The 22,045-nt window shown below is 56.1% G+C and carries 41 protein-coding genes and 1 tRNA gene; 28 read left to right on the top strand and 14 right to left on the bottom strand.

Annotated elements, in window-relative coordinates; all coding sequences use genetic code 11:
- Positions 1–55: 55 nt before the first annotated feature.
- The 4 genes from Q1A43_RS07120 to Q1A43_RS07105 all read left to right on the top strand — a co-directional run bounded on the left by Q1A43_RS07120 (position 56) and on the right by Q1A43_RS07105 (position 4,289).
- Positions 56–2,110, top strand: coding sequence for an ASKHA domain-containing protein (locus Q1A43_RS07120; protein WP_299933780.1), 2,055 nt, complete (start codon positions 56–58; stop codon positions 2,108–2,110).
- Positions 2,111–2,238: 128 nt separating this feature from the next.
- Positions 2,239–2,312: transfer RNA gene (locus Q1A43_RS07115), tRNA-Gly, on the top strand.
- 159 nt (positions 2,313–2,471) lie between these two features.
- A complete protein-coding gene (locus Q1A43_RS07110) occupies positions 2,472–3,749 on the top strand; it encodes a DUF6538 domain-containing protein (protein ID WP_366944248.1) in 1,278 nt (425 codons plus the stop codon).
- Between the two features lie 117 nt (positions 3,750–3,866).
- Positions 3,867–4,289 carry a hypothetical protein gene (locus Q1A43_RS07105; protein ID WP_299933775.1) on the top strand — a complete coding sequence of 141 codons (423 nt, stop codon included), beginning with the start codon at positions 3,867–3,869 and terminating at the stop codon, positions 4,287–4,289.
- Between the two features lie 131 nt (positions 4,290–4,420).
- Here the strand turns inward: Q1A43_RS07105 and Q1A43_RS07100 are convergent, their stop codons facing one another.
- The 11 genes from Q1A43_RS07100 to Q1A43_RS07050 form a co-directional block, all read right to left on the bottom strand.
- Positions 4,421–4,843 carry a hypothetical protein gene (locus Q1A43_RS07100; protein WP_299933773.1) on the bottom strand — a complete coding sequence of 141 codons (423 nt, stop codon included), beginning with the start codon at positions 4,841–4,843 and terminating at the stop codon, positions 4,421–4,423.
- Complete coding sequence (locus Q1A43_RS07095; RefSeq protein WP_299933772.1) at positions 4,840–5,343, bottom strand: DUF2829 domain-containing protein; 504 nt, start codon at positions 5,341–5,343, stop codon at positions 4,840–4,842. The genes Q1A43_RS07100 and Q1A43_RS07095 overlap by 4 nt, the downstream gene beginning before the upstream one ends.
- The gene (locus Q1A43_RS07090; RefSeq protein WP_299933771.1) at positions 5,343–5,777 is read right to left on the bottom strand and encodes a hypothetical protein; all 435 of its coding nucleotides are present in this window, start codon (positions 5,775–5,777) and stop codon (positions 5,343–5,345) included. The genes Q1A43_RS07095 and Q1A43_RS07090 overlap by 1 nt, the downstream gene beginning before the upstream one ends.
- Positions 5,778–5,787: 10 nt before the next feature.
- Positions 5,788–5,940, bottom strand: a complete 153-nt coding sequence (locus Q1A43_RS07085) for a hypothetical protein (protein ID WP_299933770.1) — start codon at positions 5,938–5,940, stop codon at positions 5,788–5,790.
- Positions 5,941–5,969: 29 nt separating this feature from the next.
- Positions 5,970–6,332, bottom strand: a complete 363-nt coding sequence (locus Q1A43_RS07080) for a hypothetical protein (protein ID WP_299933769.1) — start codon at positions 6,330–6,332, stop codon at positions 5,970–5,972.
- Positions 6,322–6,636, bottom strand: a complete 315-nt coding sequence (locus Q1A43_RS07075) for a hypothetical protein (protein ID WP_299933768.1) — start codon at positions 6,634–6,636, stop codon at positions 6,322–6,324. The genes Q1A43_RS07080 and Q1A43_RS07075 overlap by 11 nt, the downstream gene beginning before the upstream one ends.
- On the bottom strand, positions 6,633–6,797 hold the full coding sequence (locus Q1A43_RS07070) for a hypothetical protein (RefSeq protein WP_299933766.1): 165 nt from the start codon (positions 6,795–6,797) through the stop codon (positions 6,633–6,635). Before Q1A43_RS07070 ends, Q1A43_RS07075 begins: the two co-directional genes overlap by 4 nt.
- Positions 6,794–7,084, bottom strand: a complete 291-nt coding sequence (locus Q1A43_RS07065) for a hypothetical protein (protein ID WP_299933764.1) — start codon at positions 7,082–7,084, stop codon at positions 6,794–6,796. Before Q1A43_RS07065 ends, Q1A43_RS07070 begins: the two co-directional genes overlap by 4 nt.
- Positions 7,081–7,377 (bottom strand): hypothetical protein, encoded by a 297-nt coding sequence (locus Q1A43_RS07060; protein ID WP_299933762.1) that lies wholly within the window; start codon positions 7,375–7,377, stop codon positions 7,081–7,083. Before Q1A43_RS07060 ends, Q1A43_RS07065 begins: the two co-directional genes overlap by 4 nt.
- Positions 7,374–7,970, bottom strand: coding sequence for a hypothetical protein (locus Q1A43_RS07055; protein ID WP_299933760.1), 597 nt, complete (start codon positions 7,968–7,970; stop codon positions 7,374–7,376). The genes Q1A43_RS07060 and Q1A43_RS07055 overlap by 4 nt, the downstream gene beginning before the upstream one ends.
- Before the next feature lie 1,229 nt (positions 7,971–9,199).
- The gene (locus Q1A43_RS07050; RefSeq protein WP_299933758.1) at positions 9,200–9,691 is read right to left on the bottom strand and encodes a hypothetical protein; all 492 of its coding nucleotides are present in this window, start codon (positions 9,689–9,691) and stop codon (positions 9,200–9,202) included.
- Between the two features lie 447 nt (positions 9,692–10,138).
- Between Q1A43_RS07050 and Q1A43_RS07045 the strand changes: the two genes are divergently transcribed.
- The 23 genes from Q1A43_RS07045 to Q1A43_RS06935 all read left to right on the top strand — a co-directional run bounded on the left by Q1A43_RS07045 (position 10,139) and on the right by Q1A43_RS06935 (position 19,593).
- Positions 10,139–10,384, top strand: coding sequence for a hypothetical protein (locus Q1A43_RS07045; RefSeq protein ID WP_299933756.1), 246 nt, complete (start codon positions 10,139–10,141; stop codon positions 10,382–10,384).
- 2 nt (positions 10,385–10,386) lie between these two features.
- Entirely contained in the window at positions 10,387–10,575 is a 189-nt protein-coding gene (locus Q1A43_RS07040; RefSeq protein WP_299933754.1) for a hypothetical protein, read from the top strand.
- Between the two features lie 2 nt (positions 10,576–10,577).
- Complete coding sequence (locus Q1A43_RS07035; protein WP_299933752.1) at positions 10,578–10,703, top strand: hypothetical protein; 126 nt, start codon at positions 10,578–10,580, stop codon at positions 10,701–10,703.
- Positions 10,704–10,717: 14 nt separating this feature from the next.
- Positions 10,718–10,885: a hypothetical protein gene (locus Q1A43_RS07030; protein WP_299933750.1), complete on the top strand. Its 168-nt coding sequence runs from the start codon at positions 10,718–10,720 to the stop codon at positions 10,883–10,885.
- Positions 10,886–11,072: 187 nt separating this feature from the next.
- Positions 11,073–11,465: a hypothetical protein gene (locus tag Q1A43_RS07025; RefSeq protein ID WP_299933748.1), complete on the top strand. Its 393-nt coding sequence runs from the start codon at positions 11,073–11,075 to the stop codon at positions 11,463–11,465.
- 55 nt (positions 11,466–11,520) lie between these two features.
- The gene (locus Q1A43_RS07020) at positions 11,521–11,985 is read left to right on the top strand and encodes a hypothetical protein (protein WP_299933747.1); all 465 of its coding nucleotides are present in this window, start codon (positions 11,521–11,523) and stop codon (positions 11,983–11,985) included.
- Positions 11,982–12,215, top strand: coding sequence for a helix-turn-helix transcriptional regulator (locus tag Q1A43_RS07015; RefSeq protein ID WP_299933745.1), 234 nt, complete (start codon positions 11,982–11,984; stop codon positions 12,213–12,215). The genes Q1A43_RS07020 and Q1A43_RS07015 overlap by 4 nt, the downstream gene beginning before the upstream one ends.
- A gap of 3 nt (positions 12,216–12,218) precedes the next feature.
- A complete protein-coding gene (locus tag Q1A43_RS07010; RefSeq protein WP_299933743.1) occupies positions 12,219–12,932 on the top strand; it encodes a hypothetical protein in 714 nt (237 codons plus the stop codon).
- Positions 12,929–13,132, top strand: coding sequence for a hypothetical protein (locus Q1A43_RS07005; protein ID WP_299933741.1), 204 nt, complete (start codon positions 12,929–12,931; stop codon positions 13,130–13,132). The genes Q1A43_RS07010 and Q1A43_RS07005 overlap by 4 nt, the downstream gene beginning before the upstream one ends.
- 4 nt (positions 13,133–13,136) lie before the next feature.
- Positions 13,137–13,454, top strand: coding sequence for a hypothetical protein (locus Q1A43_RS07000; protein ID WP_299933740.1), 318 nt, complete (start codon positions 13,137–13,139; stop codon positions 13,452–13,454).
- Between the two features lie 5 nt (positions 13,455–13,459).
- Entirely contained in the window at positions 13,460–14,929 is a 1,470-nt protein-coding gene (locus Q1A43_RS06995) for a DNA cytosine methyltransferase (protein WP_299933738.1), read from the top strand.
- A complete protein-coding gene (locus Q1A43_RS06990) occupies positions 14,926–15,684 on the top strand; it encodes a hypothetical protein (protein ID WP_299933736.1) in 759 nt (252 codons plus the stop codon). Before Q1A43_RS06995 ends, Q1A43_RS06990 begins: the two co-directional genes overlap by 4 nt.
- Positions 15,685–15,867: a hypothetical protein gene (locus Q1A43_RS06985; RefSeq protein WP_299933734.1), complete on the top strand. Its 183-nt coding sequence runs from the start codon at positions 15,685–15,687 to the stop codon at positions 15,865–15,867.
- Between the two features lie 81 nt (positions 15,868–15,948).
- Complete coding sequence (locus tag Q1A43_RS06980; protein ID WP_299933732.1) at positions 15,949–16,254, top strand: hypothetical protein; 306 nt, start codon at positions 15,949–15,951, stop codon at positions 16,252–16,254.
- A complete protein-coding gene (locus tag Q1A43_RS06975; RefSeq protein WP_299933730.1) occupies positions 16,251–16,415 on the top strand; it encodes a hypothetical protein in 165 nt (54 codons plus the stop codon). The genes Q1A43_RS06980 and Q1A43_RS06975 overlap by 4 nt, the downstream gene beginning before the upstream one ends.
- A 12-nt stretch (positions 16,416–16,427) precedes the next feature.
- Positions 16,428–17,516, top strand: a complete 1,089-nt coding sequence (locus Q1A43_RS06970) for a hypothetical protein (protein WP_299933727.1) — start codon at positions 16,428–16,430, stop codon at positions 17,514–17,516.
- Entirely contained in the window at positions 17,513–17,818 is a 306-nt protein-coding gene (locus Q1A43_RS06965) for a helix-turn-helix transcriptional regulator (protein ID WP_299933725.1), read from the top strand. The genes Q1A43_RS06970 and Q1A43_RS06965 overlap by 4 nt, the downstream gene beginning before the upstream one ends.
- Positions 17,815–18,015: a hypothetical protein gene (locus Q1A43_RS06960; protein WP_299933723.1), complete on the top strand. Its 201-nt coding sequence runs from the start codon at positions 17,815–17,817 to the stop codon at positions 18,013–18,015. Before Q1A43_RS06965 ends, Q1A43_RS06960 begins: the two co-directional genes overlap by 4 nt.
- On the top strand, positions 18,012–18,329 hold the full coding sequence (locus Q1A43_RS06955; RefSeq protein WP_299933722.1) for a hypothetical protein: 318 nt from the start codon (positions 18,012–18,014) through the stop codon (positions 18,327–18,329). The genes Q1A43_RS06960 and Q1A43_RS06955 overlap by 4 nt, the downstream gene beginning before the upstream one ends.
- On the top strand, positions 18,326–18,616 hold the full coding sequence (locus Q1A43_RS06950; RefSeq protein WP_299933720.1) for a hypothetical protein: 291 nt from the start codon (positions 18,326–18,328) through the stop codon (positions 18,614–18,616). Before Q1A43_RS06955 ends, Q1A43_RS06950 begins: the two co-directional genes overlap by 4 nt.
- Positions 18,609–19,178 carry a hypothetical protein gene (locus Q1A43_RS06945; protein ID WP_299933718.1) on the top strand — a complete coding sequence of 190 codons (570 nt, stop codon included), beginning with the start codon at positions 18,609–18,611 and terminating at the stop codon, positions 19,176–19,178. The genes Q1A43_RS06950 and Q1A43_RS06945 overlap by 8 nt, the downstream gene beginning before the upstream one ends.
- On the top strand, positions 19,175–19,408 hold the full coding sequence (locus Q1A43_RS06940; RefSeq protein WP_299933716.1) for a hypothetical protein: 234 nt from the start codon (positions 19,175–19,177) through the stop codon (positions 19,406–19,408). Before Q1A43_RS06945 ends, Q1A43_RS06940 begins: the two co-directional genes overlap by 4 nt.
- Entirely contained in the window at positions 19,405–19,593 is a 189-nt protein-coding gene (locus Q1A43_RS06935; protein WP_299933714.1) for a hypothetical protein, read from the top strand. The genes Q1A43_RS06940 and Q1A43_RS06935 overlap by 4 nt, the downstream gene beginning before the upstream one ends.
- A 307-nt stretch (positions 19,594–19,900) precedes the next feature.
- On the opposite strand, the gene Q1A43_RS06930 is transcribed toward Q1A43_RS06935, so the two are convergent.
- From Q1A43_RS06930 to Q1A43_RS06920, 3 genes are read right to left on the bottom strand one after another with little or no spacing between them, the layout of a single operon-like run.
- Positions 19,901–20,368 (bottom strand): hypothetical protein, encoded by a 468-nt coding sequence (locus Q1A43_RS06930; RefSeq protein ID WP_299933712.1) that lies wholly within the window; start codon positions 20,366–20,368, stop codon positions 19,901–19,903.
- On the bottom strand, positions 20,369–20,764 hold the full coding sequence (locus Q1A43_RS06925; protein WP_299933710.1) for a hypothetical protein: 396 nt from the start codon (positions 20,762–20,764) through the stop codon (positions 20,369–20,371).
- Positions 20,761–21,486: a hypothetical protein gene (locus Q1A43_RS06920; protein ID WP_299933708.1), complete on the bottom strand. Its 726-nt coding sequence runs from the start codon at positions 21,484–21,486 to the stop codon at positions 20,761–20,763. Before Q1A43_RS06920 ends, Q1A43_RS06925 begins: the two co-directional genes overlap by 4 nt.
- Before the next feature lie 185 nt (positions 21,487–21,671).
- On the opposite strand from Q1A43_RS06920, the gene Q1A43_RS06915 reads away from it, so the two are divergent.
- Positions 21,672–21,986 (top strand): hypothetical protein, encoded by a 315-nt coding sequence (locus tag Q1A43_RS06915; protein ID WP_299933706.1) that lies wholly within the window; start codon positions 21,672–21,674, stop codon positions 21,984–21,986.
- Positions 21,987–22,045 lie beyond the last annotated feature (59 nt).

The following is a 22,045-nucleotide window of genomic DNA, read 5'->3' as shown; positions in this document are numbered from 1 at the left end:
TTCCCTTTCCGTCGCGCACGCTATTTTGCGGCACGCGCGATCAAGGAAATATGAAATGACCACCGACACTGACACCCCTCTGGTGATTTTCACCCCCTCTGGTAAACGTGGCCGTTTCCCTGCTGGAACGCCGGTTTTGACAGCGGCCCGTCAACTCGGCGTTGATTTGGATTCGGTCTGTGGCGGGCGCGGTATTTGTTCGAAATGTCAGATCACGCCAAGCTATGGTGACTTTCCCAAACATGGGGTGAGTGTTGAGGACGGGGCCCTTTCGGAATGGAACGCGGTTGAACAACGCTACGACGACAAACGCGGGTTGAAACCGGGGCGGCGGTTGGGCTGTCAGGCCACGGTTCTGGGTGACATCGTCATCGATGTACCGCCGGAAAGTCAGGTTCACAAACAGGTTGTGCGCAAAGCCGCCAGTGCCCGTGTGATTGAAATGGACCCGGCAACGCGGCTCTATTTCGTCGAGGTAGAAGAGCCCGATATGCACGAACCCACCGGCGATTTGGAGCGGCTTGAACGCGCGCTTAAATCCCAATGGGACATTGACGGCATCGAAATTGACTTTGCGGTATTGAGCACCTTGCAAACTGTTCTACGCAAAGGGAAATGGCGGATCACCGTCGCGTTGAATACGGCCCTAAAAGGGGCGGTTCCGCGCGTCATTGCGGCTTGGCCCGGGTTGCATGAAACCGGGTTGTTTGGCTTGGCCATTGATCTTGGGTCAACCACCATTGCCGCGCATCTGACCAATCTGGAAACAGGCGAGGTTGTGGCCTCCTCCGGCATCATGAACCCGCAAATCCGGTTTGGCGAAGACCTGATGAGCCGGGTGTCTTATGCGATGATGAACCCCGGCGGCGACAAGGAAATGACCCAAGCGGTGCGCGACGCGATTGACGCGCTGAGCCAAGACATCGCCAAAGAGGCCGAGATCGACACCAGCTTGATTTTGGAAACCGTATTTGTCTGCAACCCGGTCATGCACCACCTATTGTTGGGCATTGATCCGGTGGAATTAGGGCAAGCGCCCTTTGCACTGGCCACATCCGAAGCCATCAGCCTTTCGGCAGCGGAATTGGGTCTTGCCGCCCTGCCCCAAGCCGCGCGCATCTATATCCTGCCTTGTATCGCCGGCCACGTAGGCGCGGATGCCGCCGCCGTGGCGCTTAGCGAAGAACCCGGTAAGTCCGAGGATCTGGTCTTGGTCGTCGATGTAGGCACCAATGCCGAAATTTTGCTGGGTGACACCAGCCGGGTTTTGGCCTGTTCCTCCCCAACTGGTCCCGCCTTTGAAGGGGCGCAGATCAGCTCTGGCCAACGCGCGGCACCAGGGGCTATTGAGGCGATCCGCATTGACCCGGTGTCAAAAGAACCGCGTTTTCGGGTGATTGGCTGCGAGCTGTGGTCAGATGAAGACGGATTTTGGGACTTTACGGCACAAACGGGTATCACCGGCATTTGCGGGTCGGGTATCATCGAAGCCGTGGCGGAAATGCGCATTGCCGGTTTGATGGACCCGTCCGGCTTGATTGGATCGGCCGAGCAAACCGGAACCACTCGCAGTGAACCAGAGGGGCGCACACACGCCTATCTGATCCATGATGGAACCGCCGAAGGTGGGCCACGTATCACCGTCACCCAAGGTGACATCCGCGCGATCCAATTGGCAAAATCGGCACTCTATGCCGGGGCGCGTTTGTTGATGGATGTGCGTGAAACCGACAAGGTGGATCGCGTCGTATTGGCCGGAGCATTTGGCGCACATATCTCGCCTCTGCACGCCATGGTGCTTGGCATGATCCCGGATGTGCCATTGGACAAAGTGCAATCAGCTGGCAACGCCGCGGGAACAGGGGCGCGGATTGCCCTCTGTAACCTTGCTGCGCGCCGCGAGGTCGAAGGGTTGGTGCGCGAGATCACCAAGGTCGAAACCGCGATTGAACCTAAGTTTCAAGAACATTTCGTGGCCGCCAACGCCATCCCACATGCCACCGATCCCTTTCCCGAGCTTTCGACCCAAGTCACCCTGCCTCAGGTGAGCTTTAACACCGGTGGTGGCGATGAACCCGGTGGGCGCAAACGGCGTAGGCGCCGGGGGTAACCTGATCGCCAACCATGTGATCGGACCCGCCTTAGGGCGGGAGGATCCCCGACCAATCCGCTTGCATTTTTCGGCGCGCAAGGGATTGACCACATTTCCCAAATCGCCTAGCACACATGTCTGAGCGAGCGGGTATGGTGAAAAGGTATCACGGCAGCTTCCCAAGCTTTAGTTACGAGTTCGATTCTCGTTACCCGCTCCAAATCCCCCAAAAAAATCCAATAAAATCAATAAAATAAGGGGTTTGCAGGTTTTTTTGGCATACATTTTGGCATACACTTTGGCATACACTTTTCGGTTTCACCCACCGAGTTGCCGTGCAATAGTCGCGCCGGGTGAATATCGAAACGGGTGAATTTCGGTGACTGATAGCGACAATCTGATCAAGCGAGGGGCGACGTGGTATTTCAATATGCGCGTCCCGAACGAATACAAGAAATTCGAAAAACTCCCTTTCGTCAGGTTCAGCCTGAAAACCCGTGACAGGCAAGCGGCCACGCAAAGGGCGATCGAGGCGCGGAAAAGAATGCTCTCCCTCTGGATGGCCCAAGACCTCGGCCAAGAGCAAAACAGCCTGCAGCAATACGAACGGATCGTTGAACACTGCCGAACGCTGGGCTTCACCTATAAACCGCTTTCCGATCTATCTGACGGCGATCTGGTGGCGCGTCTGATCGCAACAGAGGGCCAGCCCGTAACATCTGCCAAGGCTGCTCTGGGCGTCGTAGAGAAGCCGCGCGACATCACGTCAATGATGTTCGACCTTTACCGAGAGGCCAATGAGGACAAGGTTCTCAAGAAATCAGAACATCAGCTGCGCGTCTGGAAAAACCCATTCATCCGGGCGCAGAATATTTTCATTGATCTGGCGGGTGACGTTCCGATCGAGGCTATCAGCCGCGCCGATGGCCTTGCGCTGCGCGCCTCGCTGTTAGAGCGGGTCAAATCCGGCGAGCTGGCGGCCAACAGCGCAAACCGGATCACGACTTGCCTTTCTGCCATGTGGAACGTCTACGCCAAGCGGGCGCAAATCACGGCACCAAACCCTTTCGGATCACTCAACATCAAAGAGGACAAGAAGAACGTGCGAAGCCCCATTCCAGAAGAATACATTTTGCTCATGCTGAAACCCGGCGCGCTTGACCGCCTCAACCCTGAATGCCGCGCAATCGTTCACACGCTGATCAATACGGGGTGCCGCCCCTCTGAGGTGATCGGCATTCAGCCGCAAAACATCCGCCTTGATAGCAACATACCTCACATCCAGATTAGGCCAGATGGCCGGGATCTAAAGACGCAGGACAGCGAGAGAGACATTCCGCTATGCGGCGTGGCGCTTGAGGCGATGCGGCAATTCCCGAGCGGGTTTGCCCGATACGCAGACAGGCCCACTACGGCCACGGCGAACATCAACAAGTTTCTGAAAAACAATGAACTGGTCCCGGCCGATCCACACAGACCGGGGAAATTCCTGACGGTCTACAGCCTGCGTCACAGCTTCCAAGATCGCCTGACGGGGGCAGAGGTGCCGGAGCGGATCGCGCGCGACCTCATGGGGCATAAGCTCGAAGGTGAGCGCTATGGCGGCGGTGCCAACCTCGAACACACCGCGCGCATTCTGGCTGGTATCAGCCATTGACGGGGGCATAGAGCTTACGGCCATTACCCAAGTTAATTTTTGCCTATACGGGAAGCCTCTCGACAATCGGCTAGAAACCAATCCACACTCAAACTGCGAGCCATTAGGAGGCAAAGTGTGAAGAGATCAGATTTAGCTGACGATATAAATTCGATAATTCAAAGGGCGAAAAGTAAAGGCATAACAGTCGAAGAAATATATGACGTTCTCGGAGCCGCGACCAATACCTTCCATGATCAGGATGGGTACTTTAAAATTATCGTGGAGCAATGGGAGGCGATCAGAGAAATCGAGCTTGCCAGAAGGCACCAAAAATCCCCAAAAGATTGGGAAGAATGGGAAGACGGGCTTGAGGATGGTGAATTGATTGAAGCCTCAAACTGCTACGCAACAAAGGCTAATAAGGCCTATGCTCCAGGTGTGCGGTGGCCGCCCGGCTTTCCTGATTTTGCGCCCGGAACTCCTCGGGAAAACCTGATCGAAGCAGCTGCCTATCTTGTGGCCGAAATTGAGCGCATTGATCGCAAAAGAGAAGGCTGACGTTTTTCCTTTGAAAATGCCCGCCCCGATATGGGACGGGCTGACGGCCTAGACGGAGGGAAGGAAGCCCGCGTCACCGCCTGCGGGTGTTTGGCTGAACAAGGCCTGGCACCGCCCGCTGACCTACCTGCTTAGGCTTTGTTCGGCGCGACCATTTGCAGACGCGCCCACGGTGGAAGCTCAACGCGCACAAGGCCGTCGTTCTGCTTAATCACCTTCAACTCAGTTGCTTTCTGACTTTCCGGCGGCTCAGGCTGACGCCAGCAAGCGGCCTTAAAGTAGAGAGAGCCTTTCATCCCCGACTTGACCGTCAAGGTGTTCGGCTCTTTCAGGTCGTCAATGCGAATATCCGCGACCTTGCGCATGTCGCCGGCCGGGTTCAGACCGAACACGACGCCCTCTTGCAGCTCGTTGATTTCGCCGCCGAAGAATTGCTTGATGGCGCGCTCCGTAATCCCGACCCGGTAATAGCTTTCGCCGGTCGCGGACTTCTTGAACGAAATGGTGATGCCCGATGATCCGAGCGCCTGCGGTAATGGTTGTGCGTAGATCACAGTACATCCTCCACGATATGCCAATCTTCGGCCATGACATCGCCCATGCTGGGTTGCCAGACGCCAAGGGAACCATCTGCGGCGCACAGGTCGATGTGTGGCCGGTAGGTGATTTCGGTGCCTTCTGGGAACATGGTGGACAGCGGGGGGCGCAGATGCGTGAAGGTGCTACCCGGAACCAGAAACACGAACATGCCCTTTCCGTTCCAGCCTTCGCGGGCCAGCTTATTGCCGCGCTTGATCGCCTCAAGGGCTCTGCTGAACGACATGCCCGAGCGCTTACGGTATAACCCTTCAAAGACGCCGGTGGGCAACCATGAAATGTGTCCGAGGTGCGCTTCGTGGTTCGGCACTGTCTCTTCATCGTAGGGGTATTCCACGAGGTAGCCCGCGTCGTTCTGGTCTTCGCCGTCTGGTATGTCCCAGCCGCGATAGTCGTTGTATTCGCCCCGCGTCATGGGCTTGGCCATTAGGGTTTTGGTCCCGATGTACTGTTTCATCACACATCCTCCGTTTCGGTGGTTCGGTCAACGGGCATGGACTGTGCGTAGCCCATCATGTCGTGGGTTCCGCCGACCGGCACGTTCTCGTTGCCTGTCACGCGCTGACGCACGGCGGTATTGCGGAACACCAGACCGAAGCACTCTTTGAGCGTGTCGGCTTTGGCCTCGGCAACCAGCTTTGAAGTCACGGCGCTTTCGAGTTCTTCAACGCGCTTGGTCAGCTCTGCGTTCCGGTGATTGGCTGCTGAAAGGTCGCTGCGGGCCTCTTTCAGTTGCTCGTTGCTCTCTTTGAGCAGATCGCGGTTGGTGTCGGCGCGCTGCGCGTCCCGCTCGCCCTGCTTGATGGCCTCTGTGACCATTTCGAAGGTGGCCGGTTTCAGAGCGGCTTCCATGAGCGCTGCGTTGATTTGGTCGCGTAGTTGGTCTTTCAAGGTTTCTCTCCTACTTGCGGTTCTTGCGGGCGGTCTTACGCGCTTGGCGTTGTGCTTTGGCTTTGGGCCGTTTGGCCTTGCCAGATGGTGATGGCTTCGGGCGGTGCGGCTCGTGATGAACGCTTTCGCGGATCTGCCCGCCCATTCCGATGAATGCGGCCATAGCGGCCAAAACTGATTTCCCGTTCTGTCTCATGGGCGAAACAGCTTTTTGGGCTGGATTATTTTGTCTGAGGTGGCGTCTTCTGCGGCGTTAATCAGCGGCGATTTCTGCATGGACTTTGAGTAACTTGAGAGAACCGTGTTGATTTCGCTGACCAGATCGAGGCCCACGTCTGTTGGGATGTCCTGATCGTCGTCTAATTCGAAAATTCCGTTCGCAAACTCTTCGATCCGTTCCAAGAGTGCGAATGCGGTCACTGACGCCAGAGCGTTGACCTGCGCCAATTCCAGAGCGATCGAGGCCGGATTGCCCCCGGCGACTGCGACGATTGCTGCGGCTTGTTTGTCCATATGCGCTTTCATGGCGCGATCTTCTTTGGTTTCAGCTTCCAATGTCTTCGTCCTTCTTTGGCAAAATGATTGCGAGGGTGAAAACGGCGGTATCCGTCCCGTGCGCGCCCGGAATGATGCTTTCTCCCATCACCCCTTCTTCACTGGCGAGAATGCGACCGATCCCCATTTTGGCGGTTTGGTGGCGCTCTTTGACGTATTGCTCAGGCGCTCGGCAGACTTTGAGAAAGTCGCCGTCGATGCTCACCGATCCTTGCAGCGTCTTGATCCGGTCCTTCTCGACCAGCTCGAACCCCAGCTTCGCGGCCTGTTCGCGGAGCAAAGAAATTTTTTGGGCGTCTGTCATGCGTTCTCCAATGCTGCGCGGGCGCGCGCGATTGCGTTGTCTTGGGCTGCGAATTTGGCTTTCAGGGCTTCCATCCGTTCGAACACGGGCAGGAATGAGGGGTCTTCCAGCACTCGGCGCGCTGCGATCTTGTGGGCCCGGTCAACCTCGGCTTGCGTCATTGCTTCCCCCCGGTCGAGAAAATCACGTGGCCTGACGCCTTCATAAATTCGCCGTTCTGCAAGATGCCGATGGCCTCAAGCGTTTGATGGCCAATATCCAAGGCCAAAAGGTCCGCGGTCTCTTGCAAGCGCTGCTCTTTGGTCAGCCCCACTTCACCGCCGGGGCGATTGATACGAACCCGCGACGCGACCGAATAAACCTCGGGCTTCTTCATCACGATGAAACCGCGACCATGCAGGGCGGCTATCAGATCGCCCGTCGAAATTTTTTCAGCTTTCTGGCTCATGAGGGCCGACCCCTGTAAATCGAAACCCCGGTTTCCTTGAAAATGTGCTTCTTCGCGCCCTCAATGAACGCCCACATATCCAATCCCGCCAGGTCGCAAACTTCGTTCAAATCACGGCTTGGCTCGACAACGTAATTCACGTCACGATCCATCGTGTTGCCCCGGCAAACCTGATAAACAGCGTCCGCAAGGGCAGAGTTCAGGACGGCGTTCCAAAGCTGAAACGACCGCATTCCCATGATCGGCTCGCTCATGTCGTATTCGCTCTGATCAACCGTCCCGAAATCACTCATGACATCGCTGCCATAGCTTCCGCTGCACTCGCTGCGGCTTCCAAAAGCTGATCCGCCGTGGTGCCCGAAACCTCGGCCTCAGACCAACGACCAGTGTCACCGCCCTTGCCGTCACGCTCCACAATACGAACCGGCAGGGTGATCACACCGCCCAAGTCAATCTCCGAAATCTCTGGAACCCAATACGTCTGGATCGGCTGCTCAGGCTCGCCGCCTTGGCCCAGCTTATGACCCATAAACGTTCGCCCAAGCATCGCAGAAATCCGCATCCCACGAGCAACCTCGCGCGCACCAGAAAGATCAAAGCCAGTGTCAACAAGCGCCTCAATAAGAGCGTCTGGCGGCTGGGGCCCCTCTTCCTGATCCGACACTCCGTCAGACTTCGCATCAGCATCAACGCACCCGTCACACGGGCAGCCATACCAATAACCATCACCGGAAATATCCTGTATCTCCGTCCGGCTACCAACGTGCCGCATAATCGCCGTCGCCTGTTCACCGTCACGGTCAAACGAAAAACTGAGCGCCTTGCCCCCAACCGGCGACACCGCGTCCAAGTCTGGCAAACCATACGGCCAAATCTTCTGGGTCATACTTTCTTCCTTCTTCTTCATGCCTCTGCAGAGAGGACTTTGTTTTTCAAAAATTGGTCTGTCGGGGAGAGCGGGGGGTATAAAAATAAGGTTCCGAAAAAAAATCGGGACAGGTGGGGGGGGTGGGTAGGCACAGGAATGACCCCCCTCCCCCCCTTTGCCCTGCCTGCCCTGCCCTATGGCCTGCCCCCCTGTGCGCCCCCCTATGGTGGGTGGGGTATGTGGGTGGGTGCCTTTGGATTTGGATTTACTTGTGCATGTGTGTGCGTGTGGGTAGCACTGGCCTGCCTGCTGCCCGTGCGCTGCGCTGTGCCTGCGTGATGTGAGGGCCAACCAGAGGATGAAAGGAAGGTTCTTGCCCGTCGCTGTGCTGCTTGGACCACTGTCGCACTGCGTCCCATTGCTGGGCGTATTCTGTGCCTGTTGGCATGTGCATATACCTGAGTGAAAGAATTGTTTCCCTGCTGGCCCCGTGGGAGCGGAAGAATTTTGTTCTCCTATGCCCCGTGGGATTGCAAGAACACCTTCCCGATTAAACCCGCTTTTGCAGAACGCCCGTTCTTTTGCGGTATCGCAACGCAAGCAAACCACTACATATAGTATATGAGTAGGTGAAAACCCGGTCTCAGCCCCGGTATTTACCCAATCGCCTACTACATCTTGTGCCTGCTCTTTTGGGCCAAACTCACCCCAAAAACCCGCCCCGTGCATCAAATCAACTGTTTTGCTAACAACCGGCAAACCAGCTCTTTTGCACTCAAAACCCGCCAGATCACCCGTGCTTTTGCGCTCTCTCGTCGCGCTCAGCCCATTCAAACGCGCAACCACACACACAGCTAAACGAGACAGACCACCACCCCAAAAAGGATTTGTGATCACAAGAAAAGCCAATGATTTCAGAGAAGTAAGAGGACGGAAGGAAGGAAGGCCACCCTCCCGCAAATCCCCAAAAAATGCTAGGTGTTTTGGATTGTGAGCAATGGCGGTGGTGTGAACATGGTCGAGTTGCTGGCGTGTAGCTGCATGGGTAGCGTCGCAGCAAGAGAAGGCCACAACAGAGGCGTGTGCATGTCTGGTGGCGCTCTGTGCATGACGCGCGCCAAAGCAAAAGACGCGGCCTGTGTGGCTCTGTGTGTGGTTGTCTGTGTGTACTGGTAGGTGTGCAAACTGGTGAAATTCCGGCCAAGCCAGATCAGTGAAAGCAAAACCCTTATTTCTATGGACAAAACTCACTTGCGCACACTCGCCACAAGCGCCGTTAGCCTGTCTTTGTCGTCAAAAAGATCACTGATGCGGTTGCGGAATTTAGGTGGCGTCAGGTCCAGCGTGTACCCTGTAATCTGGTCAATTCTCGCGCTCAGGATCACCAGCAATTTCATGATGCCAAGCTGGAAAGCAATCTCGGTTTTAAGGGCCGCAAGCTGCGTGTGATACGGGTTCTGCACCGATATGGACGCTATGTGACTTACGGTGCCTTCTGACCCGGTTTTACCCTGCCCCTTGTACTGGTGGATGCGCGGCCAACTGTATGCTTCCCCTAAGTGTCGATTAGCGGAAAGCTGGCCAACCAGAACGTCAGGGTTTTCAATTCCATTCCAGCTTGGACACCATTCGCCCCGTGCAAACTGCCGCACTGGCGGTGCCTGTTCACGGCTCAACGAACTGCGCACAATGTCGGCCAGCAATTCAGCATCGGAATGCGTGTCACGGCTTGCAGACATGGCTCCAACGCCCGGTGTGTCTACGATTGTCCCAAGTGTCAGGACGCGCACCAAACTACTCGCGCTCGATCCCATGCCGCTAAACGTGGCGTCGGATAACTTTGACGCGGATGCAGCCTCATTGATGTAAGCCCACCGCAAAAAGTCAAAGATATTTCCCGATCTACTAACGCTCATTTGCGATCTTTCTACACCTGATTTGGGGTTAAAAAGCACGATTGATAACCCCTGTTCAACCCCCTTTAAATCTGTTTCGATAGTATTAATCGCAAAAAAAGTTTAACGATAACCAAGGCGATACACCGTTAAATGCCTGTATCCATTGAGTAAAACGGCATTTTGGAGCGTTAGAAATAAGTGTCGCTTTTTGCTTGATCTTAATTCCGTTTTGGATGTAACCTAGCTTCATCAGCACCGCTGACCCGGAGTGAAGACCGGAAACCCCACATGGAAGAGACTACGATGAAAATCCGTATCGAAATTGAACTCGACAACGCCGCATTTTTTGATGCGCCCGGTGCAGAGTTGGGCCGCATTCTGTCCAACCTGTCACGCTACACGAATGAGAACCCAGACCGGGCAAGCCTCGTCGCTGCACTTGGCACCAACAAAGACCCGCGCGCGCTATTCGACCTGAACGGCCACATGGTCGGAACCGTCCGCACCGTGGGCCGCTGGAATGCGGAGTATTGATCATGCTCAACGCAATCTCATTGGCCAGCATCACCGCAATCCTGAGCTTGAGCATCTACGGCGCGTACATCGCGCGCCCATGCCCCAGCGAAGACGGAATTGCCTGCACTTGGAACGCAACCACGCAAGGCAACGGCACCGGCCACAGCTTCACCGCTATCTCTGAACGCCGCGCAATCTACTGGAACTGATCATGATCAAAATCATCACCGACCACTTGCGCGAAGTCACCCCAACTCAAACCGCCATGAACTGCCTGTCAGGGGCCGCGCTATTCATCATCCTACTCGGCGCAACAATCGCCCTGTTCACAATCTGAGGGGCGAACAAGCCATGAGCGATAGCAGCTACACCAACTCAGACTTTTCAGACTTCCGCGCCTACTGCCAACAGGCAACCCAATCCCAACTCGGCGCAATCATCGAAAAGGAAACCGCAGCAGGAAGACACGCCTGCGCAAACATCGCCGCAGCAATCCACGAAGAAAGGGCCAAGCCATGAAACACAAACAAGATTTTCCATCGTTCTACGACACCCACACAGCCGCGAAACGTCGCCGCGCGGAGCGCCGTGTCCGCAAGGTCGCCCAACCTGTCAACGTAGAATGGTGAGCCTCTTTCTTGCCCCTCACGCTGTCAAAGGAGGGGCAAGCGACGGGAACACCCCGACAACCCACATGGAGAACACAATGGACTATCTGACCCACTACGAACCGCTTGCACCCGCTCAAATCCCCGCCGAACTGATTGACGCGCTGGAAAGCCGCAACGGCGGTCAAGCATTCCTGAAAGTGCATCTTTATTACATGAAAGACGCGCGCCGCCGTGGCCTCAAGCTCTCAATTTGCCGCGTCGTAAAAGGTGGCGCATGGGAAAACACGTTCCCTATGTCCTCGTACAATGGCCTCATTCATGTGTGCGACCTCAAGCGCCAGAACAACAAAACCGGCGAAGTCTACGCCCAGATCATCCGCGACAACATGGACGCAATCACGGTCATGGCACTGACCACGATGGCCCCAGACTTCACCAAAATCATGCACCTGATTGATACCGCAGCGACCCCAAAAGCAGCGGCCTAAAACCGCGCCGGAGTGAAGACCGGCGCACCATCAAACCCACATGGAGACAAGCGAAATGGCTATTCAGACAATCGACCAAGCGACCTACGCCAAAGAGCGCGCACTGTGCATCATGGCGCAGAATTACGCGGAACAGGTTATGAGCGAAGGCGGCGACAAACGTGTGCGCAATCACCTGACCGCAGAGGAAGCCAAGCACCCAGCCTATGCAGCATGTGACAACGATATGCGCGGGCGTGTGGAGCAATTCGAACTGTTGAACGATACGCCCGAAGTATTCACCTGCTATGTGGATAGCACTGGCCGTGCATCAGTCTGGACTGGCCTGCCCCTCTCTCAACGCCCCGGCACCGTGTCCTCAAAGTGGCGCGTTCACAGCCACATCGGCACCCACATGCACCAATACTATTTCACCATCGCGGGCCGCGAATTTACAGGCCGTGGTTTTGGTGAGGGCATGTGCATCACGTTGCGCGAAACCGCAGCCAGCAAAGCCAAGCGCGCAGAGGTGGCGGCATGAAGACCGCACTTATTGAGCGCATCATCATCACGTCGAAACTGTCCGACGTTCTGGCCGAACGCAACCTGTCACAAAGCGAATTAGCGCGGCGCATTGGCGTCCATCCCTCGGTTGTAAACCGTGCCTGTAACGACAAGCGCGGCATGAACATGCGGATGCAAGCGGCCATTGCGGTCACGCTTCAATGCCAACCGTCAGACCTGTTTTCCTATACTGTGAAGGGATCGTAAGCCATGAAGCTCGAAACCATCGACGCAGTTACCGAACTGTCCAAGAAATACACCGACCTCAAAGCCGAACTTCTCACAATCAATGGGCGTGACACTGTTCGTCTATCAGCGGAAGAGGATCACGTTACCGCCCCCGGCGCTTGGGTAGACTACTGGAAAGAGGAAAACGCCCAGCCAGATACAGACGCTTGGCGCTATAAACTGTCCCATTCCTTCTATCCTGAACACGAATACACCGGCCCATATTCGCACCCCGCCCAAGAGGGCTGTTGGATCATGGCCAAGCGCTATTTGACTGACGTTGGAGCCATCAAGACACCAGCCGACAATTCACATTTGGACGAACAAACCGCCCGGATGATGAAGCAGGCACAAGAGCGCCGCGACACTATCGCAAAGCCCGTCATTGGCGACATTATCGAAGACAAGAACGGCACCCGCCGCCGCTTCTGCACCCCGTCCTATAACGGCGACGATATGCAGACCACCAAGAACATGCGCGGCAGCTATTACATCGGCCACCATGACGGTTGCGGATCGTATTCGGGCGGTTGCGGTGGCTCAATCAAAATGGCCGAACTGACCCGCAAGGGCAAAGAACCCGCCCGCTTTTGGACGTTCAAGCGCGGTCACGCAGGCGCGGGCAATGGCGTTGACCTCTTCATTGATGTGACCGTGTGGAACTGGTCAGGCGACTTCGCAGAGGTGTGGGGATGAATGCGCCCAAGCCTGACTGGCACCTTGTCGCCTATCAGCTGGTGCAGCCCGAAGGCCATACGCCAGCCGCAACCGACCATTTCGACGTGTTCGAAAGCCGCGCCGAAGCCGATAGCGCCTACCTGGCCCTAAAAAACCTCAAAAATTTGTCCTGCGCGACCGTCGCGCAAATGACCAACAATCGCACAGACTGGATGTAAGCCCATGACAATTGAAACCCAAAAAATAGCCGTTATGTCCACCGCTCATTTGACGCGCGACGCTGCAATATGGCTTGAGGATCGGGCGTCGGATAGCCTTATAGAACGGTCTTGCGGCGTTATTGAGCCAACATACCTCATTTGGGATATGGGTCCGTCAATCCTAATAAGCAGAAACATCAGCTTTGGTAGCAGCGTCGTCGGATTAGGCAGCATCCGTGCCTGCATAGACCATGCTGCCATGGGCTGCCCTGACGCCGCATTCATCCTTTTTGACCGTGACGCAGACCAGATTGATGGCCTGCCAGTTTACGATTGGTGACGCCCATGAGCCTGTTTGACATTGACCAATTCGAAGACGCCCAGCCCATTCACGCCCCGTTGATCGTTGACAGCTTTGCTGGTGGCGGTGGCGCGTCCACTGGTATTGCGCAAGCGCTTGGCCGTGAACCTGACTTCGCAATCAACCACTGCGAAACCGCGCTTTCCATGCACGAGGCAAACCACCCCGGCACCGAGCATCTAATCACGTCAGTCTATGCGGTTGACCCGCGCGATTTGGTCAAGCGTGGCCAGAAGGTCGGCCTGTTGTGGGCATCGCCCGATTGCACCCACTTTTCCCGCGCCCGTGGCTCAAAGCCCGTGTCGAAAAATATCCGCGATTTGGCTTGGGTTTGCGTCCATTGGATTGAACGCCTTGGCCGGGATCTTGCCCCCGATGTGATCTTGCTCGAAAACGTCGAAGAGTTTCGGACGTGGGAAGACTTTGACGCATGGTGCGCGGCATTCCGCAAAGCCGGGTATGTCCAAGAGTTTCGTGTCTTGTCCGCGTGTGACTATGGCGCACCGACGATCCGCAAGCGCTTGTTCATGGTCGCGCGGCGTGATGGCAAGCCCTGTGTGTGGCCAAAGCCGACGCACGGCGACCCGAAGTCAGAGGCCGTCCAGACTGGCAAACTCAAACCTTGGGTTTCAGCCGGTAGCTGCATCGACTGGTCTATCCCCATGCCGTCAATTTTCGACACAACGGCACACATCAAAGAGACAATGGGCGTTCACGCCCAGCGACCACTGGCCGACAACACGATGGCGCGCATTGCCAAGGGCATCAAGCGCTATGTGCTGGACGCCAAAGAGCCCTATTTCGTGAGCCACGCGCAACAAGGTGGACGGAGCCGGAGCGCATCAGCGCCCATGCACACGCTATGCGCCAGCCCGAAGGATCAAAACCAGATCGTCGCAACCAAGCTGGAAGCAATCAGCGGGTTTATGGCGCAGCACAATGGCGGCGTTGTTGGCCGTGATCTATCCGCGCCACTGTCCACCATCACGACACGCGGAACGCAGCAACAGATTGTTGCGGCTCACATGATGAACATGCGCGGCTCTGGTGGCCGTGGTGCGCGGTCTCTGCACGATCCGGCCGCAACCGTCACGGCGCAAGGCAACCACGCGGCATTGGTCGCGGCGTTCATGGTCAAGTATTATGGAACATCCGTCGCGGCACCAATGAGCGACCCACTGCACACCCTGACCGCCAAGGCGCGCTTTGGGCTGGTGACAGTTGATATTGATGGCGAAACCTACGCAATCACCGACATTTGCATGAGGCTCTTAACGCCGCGCGAACAATTCCGCGCTCAAGGCTTCCCAGATAGCTATCAGATCGACCGTGGTCACGATGGCCGCAAGCTGACCAAGACTGAACAGACGCGCATGTGCGGAAATTCGGTTTCCCCGGCGATTGCAAAGGCACTGGCAGAGGCCAATTGCCCCGATTTGGTGGTGATGCAATGAGCGGCCTATTCTCAGACCTGCCTGTGCTACGCAAGGGCGACACCACCACGCCCAAGCGCATAGCCTATCTGGAAAGCATCGGTCAAAAATCCATCTTTGATTACATCGAAGAGGCGAAAGACCCGATCGAGGCGGTGGCAAAAAAAACCGCTTGGACCGAACCAACCCGCACCACGATCAAGATCAAAGCCTATGGCCGCGATGATTACGAGGTGACGGTTTACGACGACGAACCCGGCCCGATTGACGTTGAGGTGCGCGGCTGCAAGGCCACGGTTTTGCGCGGGTTTTCTGGCGGGTTCCAGACCTACACCCAAGCGCCGGAAGGTGGACTTGGCTGGACCGAAACAGGGTTCCGCTCATGGTCAGGCGCGAACGTGCCATTTGAACGCGAGGCTATTGAGGCCGCGATTGAGCGCTACATCGACGCCCCGACAAAGGATGGGAACGGATGTGGCGGCAAGCTCAAGCCGTGGTGGTCAAGCGCGGTCACGCAGGGAATGAACAACCTGACTTTCATGCTGCAATTCGATGGCCCCGACCTTTGGAGCCAATGGGGGCCGGAAGAACAAGAGCGCATCAAATCGGCCAAGTGGGGCCAGATACACGACGCCCTGAAATACATGGCCGACAACGGGTTCAACCCCGCCGACCACAAACCAAGCCACTGCAAAACCAAATGGCCCCGCTTCACCCTTGAGGGCGGGACATGGGTCATGGGCAGCACCCCAAAACAACAAGCATTGGAGCTTTGAATGCCGACCTATTCAGCTTTAGCCACCTACGCCACGCCCGACGGATCACAGGGAACCGCGCGCATCCGCTTTGACGCGCCGAACATGCGCGAGGCGGTAAGCCACGCGAACCGGGTCATATCAGCCCGAGCGAATTGCGCCGGGAAACTGGACGTTGATTTGCGAGAGGTCGAGCCAGAATGACCCCGACCCTTTCCCTGATTTGGCTGGCCGCATGGGCCGCAATCACCGCCTACGAATACTTCGAGAAAAAGGACTGACCATATGCCCAAGTTTCAAGTGAACATCGCCCAATACGTCCGCGCCTATGGCTCTGTCACGGTTGAGGCCGAAACCGCAGAGCAAGCGGCGGAAATGATCACGCTGGACCTTGTGCGCGCAGAATTTGAGCCGCACGGCACCGGCAACGATCTGGATTATTCCAACACATGCGAAACCTGCATCACTGAGGTTTTGGACGAAGACACCTGCGATAAGATTTTAGACCTGTATCAAGAGGTTCCGACCGTGGTCGAGACATTGCCGGTATTCATCCGGCACCGCCAAAGCCCGGTGGTGGCGGTCATATGAGCCTCAAAGAAGACATGGCGGTTTTGGAAATTCGCCTTGAGCGCGGCCTGACTGGCAGTGACCAGCCAATCGGCATCACGTCAGAGGGCGTTTACGAAAAAGTGGCGGAAATGAAAGCCCGGATCGACCGCCCCGCAACCATCAACAACGCACACCGCTAACGGAGACCCCACATGGAAACCCTAGAAGTCAGCAAGAGCCAAACCCCGTCCAACGTTGTCGCAATGCAGGAAGGCCACCCGCCACCGCCAGCAATCGGAGACAACCAGCCGCCACTTGATGAACGTCTGGATATGGCGATGGACAGCGGCGAAGACATGGCCGATTTGCTCAAAGAACTGAAAGAGGCCAAAGAGAAAGAGGCCGAAGGTTTGGACATGGGCAAGCGCGTAGATCGTGAAGAACTGCGCAGCATTGCAGCCAGCATTCCCAAGGTCAAAACACGCTTGGACAAGCGCGGCAAGGCCCTGACCGAAGAATGGCGCAAGCAGACCGCGAAAGTGGACAAATGCCGCAAGACCGTCCGCGACACGCTGGACACCACCCGCGACACCGTGCGCAAGCCCTTGACCGATTGGGAGGCCGAAGACGCCAAGCGCGCCGACCGCGTTTCAGATGCGCTCATTGCCTTGGACCCGGTAACAGCCATGATCTACCGCGATGTAGACAGCCTGACCGCCAAGATTGCAGAGATTGAAGCCATCCAGATTGGTGAAGATTTTGGCCCTCAACAGGACGTGGCGACCGCCAAGAAGGCATCGACCCTTGAGCAGCTTGGTCAAGCTCTGGAAACCGCGAAGGCGACCGAGGCACAGGCGGCAGAACTGGCCAAGGCCAAGGCCGAACTGGAAGCGGCGCAGCGCGAACGCGAAGAGGCCGAACGGAAAGCCGCGCAGGCAGAGCGTGAGCGCATCGCAGCGGAACAAAAGGCAGAGGCCGAACGCACGGCAAAGGTCAAGGCAGAGGAAGAGGCCAAGGTCGCAGCAGATCGGGAACGTGAGCGCATCGCGGCACAACAAAAGGCCGAAGCCGAACGCGCGGAAGCCATGAAGGCCGCGCAGGAAAAGGCCAAGCTGGAAGCCGAGCGGCAGGAGCGCGAAGAGGCCGAGCAGAAGGCGCAGCGCGAAAAGATGCTGGCCGAACGCAAGGCATTTGTCAGCGGTGAAATCTTCAAGGCGATTGACGGGAAACCCCGCGCCAAGATCGTTGACGCAATCATGAACGGTGAAGTGCCACACGTTACCGTGGAGTTGTTTCAGTGATCGTCAATTTTCTCAGAGGCATTCGAAAAGCCAAGCGGATCAATCAAGATCAAGTCGCGGCCCGAATGGATATGTCACGGGGCCGGATTAGCCAGCTTGAGCAAGCCCCTTGGCATGAGGTTGCACCTCACCTTCCAGCGCTTTCACGGGCGCTGGATGTTTCCCCCGGCATGATCCTAATCACATCGGATCAGGCATTGACCCGCGCCGTGCGCGAGATTTGCGAAATGGAACCGGATCAAGACGGCGACACGATCTTGGCAGCCGAAGACGTGGCAAACTTGAAGGCGATTATAACATGAGCGAACAATCGAAATGGTGGCTCAAGACCGCCGCCGGGATGATGATTTTCGGCACGTTCCTTTACCTTGAACTGCATGGCCTTGTGATCCTGTTCAATACAAGCGTGACCTACTTTGTTGTGGGTCTCGTTGTTCCGCCAATCCCCATGATTGCAGCGGCCTATTCACTGTTCAGCAACGGAGGATTGCCGCTATGACCGAGACAAAACGCGCGCCGCTCGTCACCCCGGAAGAGTTTGCGAGCCAGCTTTCCCCGGTGACACCGAAGTCAACGCAAGAGGTGCTTGAGGCGCTTGGCAGAACGGACGTGAAGTCGAGAATGGCCGCAGTCATTGCCAATCTGAGAAAGGCCGGCATCATCAAACCCGTGGGCTTTCGGCATGGGAACAAGTGGCTTTTGGCGAAGGACGAAGCCGAGAAGCGCATACCGGAAGAACGCGAATTGTGCGGCGTGATGGTCAAGCGCATCGGCAAGGTCAGCTTACCAATTTTGCCGGAGTGGGCGGCATGAGCGACCCCAACAATTGGTTTTCAAAGCCCGAAGTCACCGAGGGATACGCCTTTTCATTCTATCCGGTTCGATGGACGCCATACCGGAAGGGATACACCGGGAAAAAGCTCGGACGATGGCAGAAGATGAACGGTTACGCCGGATGGGAGAACTGCGACCCACCCGGCGCAATCCACAAAGAACCGCGCGAGCTGGCCGACGCATTGGCCCGGATCAAGGAGCTTGAGGATAGCTTGGACATTCACCGGGCGCGCATATCAGAACTGGAAGGAAAACCCGATGAATAATCAAAGCGAAATCTGGCAACACGTCAAGTCTGGCGGGCTTTACACGATCATCACAGACGACGCCACGATCATGACCGATTGGGTGCCAAAGAATGCCGCGCCGGTTCATGAAGGCGCGCTCATGGAAGCCGACCTAACAACCGTGACCGCCTACATGACCCACGGCGGTACGTGGATGGTACTGGCGCAGAATGACGACCTTGAGTGGGTAGGACGGCCATGCACGGTCTATATGTCCCTCTTTGACGGGCAAGTATGGATCAGGCCGCACACTGAGTTTCACGATGGGCGGTTTATCAACCTATCGGTGGATGAAGTGCGGGATTGCCGACCAGAAGCGGAAAGAAACGAGGCCGCTTTGGCCGCTACCACCCACACGATGAACGTTGCCCGCCGGATCGTCAGGGAAGTGGTTCACGGATCGCGGCACGTCACCCTTGGCGATAAGGTTCTGGCGAAGATGGACGCCGCAGAAAAGGGTCACTGCGTCCATTACACCCCAAGCCTTATGGCGATGGGCGATTGCGCGACTTGCGGAAAAACGCAGGAGACCCACCCGTGAGTAAAGAACAGCTTGAACTGATAGCAGGCGCACGGATTGAGCCGCCGGAATGCTACGACGAAGTGGTGGCGGCTATGGAAACCGTGTTTTCCAATCAGCCCGAAATGGAAGATTGGGACATTGTTCGTCTGGCCTCCGACATCTGGCAGTTTGCCATGTTCGATGTTCAGCCGGAGCCGGAAGACGTTGAGAAGTCGGTCCGCATCTACCGGGAAAGGCGCAACGCATGAGCCGCCTCAGATCAGTATTCACAATTCAGCGCGCGCCAGACGGGAAAGGCTGGCGCGCAAAGCAGGACGGCTATCCGTTCTTTTATGAGGGGGAAACCGCAGAGGAATGCTTGACCAAAGCGGGCCGAGAACTTGATGAAGCCGCCAAAATTTTTGACGAATTTCACAGCGTGAACAGCGGATGAAGTCAAGGGGATCAAAAGGATCAAAACTGTCAGATCGGGTTTTGATCCATGTTAGAGAGGGAGATTTGGGGGATGCAGGAAGAAGGACCGCAATGCGAGGCAATTTTCACCATGCGTTGCTCAGGAAACCCGGATGATTGTTTCGATTGTGCGGAGTTTGTGACGACTTGCGATAGATGCCACTGCGCCGGTCATACAGACGCCGCAGGGTGGCATGGAGTTGATCTTGGCAACGGGAATGTGCGCGTCCTTTGCCAAGATTGCGCGGAGATAGAAATTGATTAGGGGGCCAAGCGGCCCCCTTTCTCTATTCTGGCCGTTTAAGCCGACCGCACCAAACCTTGAAATCCTCTTCGAGCCTCAGAAAATTGGCGCCGACTTTTGCGCCCTTAATCTCTGCCCGTGACTTGATCGCCAGCAGCTCACACAGCGCGGCCTTGGCTTCATCTTTCGACTGAACAAGCCGACCGCCGCGAATTTCCTCTGCCCAATCCCAGAACGCCTTATCGTCGCACAGAAGGACCGCGCGCTTGATCCGGGCCTTACCCTCTTCGAGCGCCTGCATCGCGTCCTCGTCGGGTTCCTCTTCGTCGTTGATCGGCACCAGCACCATCATGAACCGCTTGCCCGCCCCCAGCGCGTCGAGCGCGTCTGCAAGCTCACGATCCGGCATTTGCATGGTCAGCTTTGTTCCGCCGGATGTCGAATACCGAGTGCCATAAAATAGCGCCTCAGATTGAAGGTGTGGAATATCGCTTTCAGTTTGGTCAGTCATTCACCTGGCCCCCATCATAATTTCACGAAGCATTGATTTGTTTGAGCGTCGGAACATCCGCATCAGCACGTCCTCTGCCCCTTCTCGATCACGGTTCACGGTGAATGAGGCCAGCAGAACGGCCCAATGGCGCGGGTCTTGTGGCGTATCAAGCTCAAAGCCCACGTCACCCCACCAATCGGCCCCTGCCCTCTCCTGCGCGGCGTGTACGGTGTGATGCAACGGCAGGACGTGACGCCAATTCGGTTTAAGAGCCATGCCAGTGAACATACGGATGTGGGCAAGCTCAATTCCATCGGTGCGTCTGGTCAACGCGCAGCGCCCGAGCGAGTGCAAAAAGGCGAAGTGGCGCTTTTCGTCCGCGCTCCAACGCTCGTTTGGAAGGTTGTGGATCATGCCGCGACCTCATTCCCTGATTTGACGTGTGGATTTGCCACCCAGCGTGAGAAAACCTTTGGCGTTTGGCTGATTTTCTGACGGATGGTGGATACTTGAGAAACAGAAGTCGTTTTCACTGGTCTGGTAGGCATCCAAATCCGAACTCTTGGTGAAGGTTTTTGTTTGGTTTTCGTTGTTGACACAGTTGGTGTCTCACCAAGCTCACTCGTGAGACACTTATCGTCGGCCAAAAATGCGCCCTTAACCACCTCAAACGCCTTGATAAATTTCATCAGATCGGAGTGCGGCAAGTAGCGCTCAATAAGATCCCGAACTGCGTCCAGATCGACCGCACGGCCACAGGCTTTCCCGACCCATCCGTTTACACTGGACACGCGGCCACCAAGGGCGCTGTCAGAGTAGATGTGAACGCCAATCTGACAGAGGGCGGAAATCTGGCGGCAAACCGTCGCCCGACCAATGCGCAGCGACCTTGCCAAGCGACCGGTGGATATGAACGCCTCGTCAAAGCCATCTGCCATGCGGGTCAGGTATGCGCGGGTCAAGCTGGCGGCGACACGGCCAATCGCGCTTGAGCGCTTCCCTGAGTTGATCGAGGCCGCATCAATTGCCTTTCCGGCCAGACGGGCAATCAGATCAATTTCGGTTTTGAAGGGCCGAGCCTTCTTTTCCCGCGCATAGGCTGGGACGTGATCTACTGGATGTGATGTATTTGACATTTGTCTTTCGGAGTTAAAATTTCGTTTTTCACCCGCGCCCTGTTTTTTGGGCTTGTTAAACCTATTTTGGTTTTATAAAGATTGTCAACAGAAGGAATGACGCTTTCTCGGAGTTGAAGCACATTCTCAGAGGCGGCTTCCGGTTCACCCCCGGAGCCGCCCATTTTATTGAAGGGGTGAGCTTCATGACACATGCAGAAAAAACGATCATTCGCCTGATGCACAAGTGCAGAACGGTTGAGGATTTACGCGACTTTTGGCTGAAAAACTTAGGAAATAGTTACAAAAAGTCTCAGGCCATTAACGCGGAGAAGGAGCGCTTGAAGGGCAAACTGCCGCCAGCATCGGCTGTTCAAGAAATATGCGAAAACGTCGATAAGATCGTTACTCGCAAGGGCTTGGAGCGCTTCTGGATTGAGATACCACCAGAAATGCGGCGGCACCCAAGCGTCCGAGAGGCCGCTCAATTCAAAGTGAACCTTATCGCCAGAACGGGTTGACTTAACTCTATTTTGAATTTACTTACGACGTGCCTAATGTGAAGATTATGGCAAACATG

It is taken from the genome of uncultured Pelagimonas sp., assembly GCF_947498515.1.
Classification (GTDB): domain Bacteria; phylum Pseudomonadota; class Alphaproteobacteria; order Rhodobacterales; family Rhodobacteraceae; genus Pelagimonas.
The sequence above is the reverse complement of the archived record's forward strand: the minus strand, read 5'-3'. Positions and strand labels throughout refer to the sequence as shown.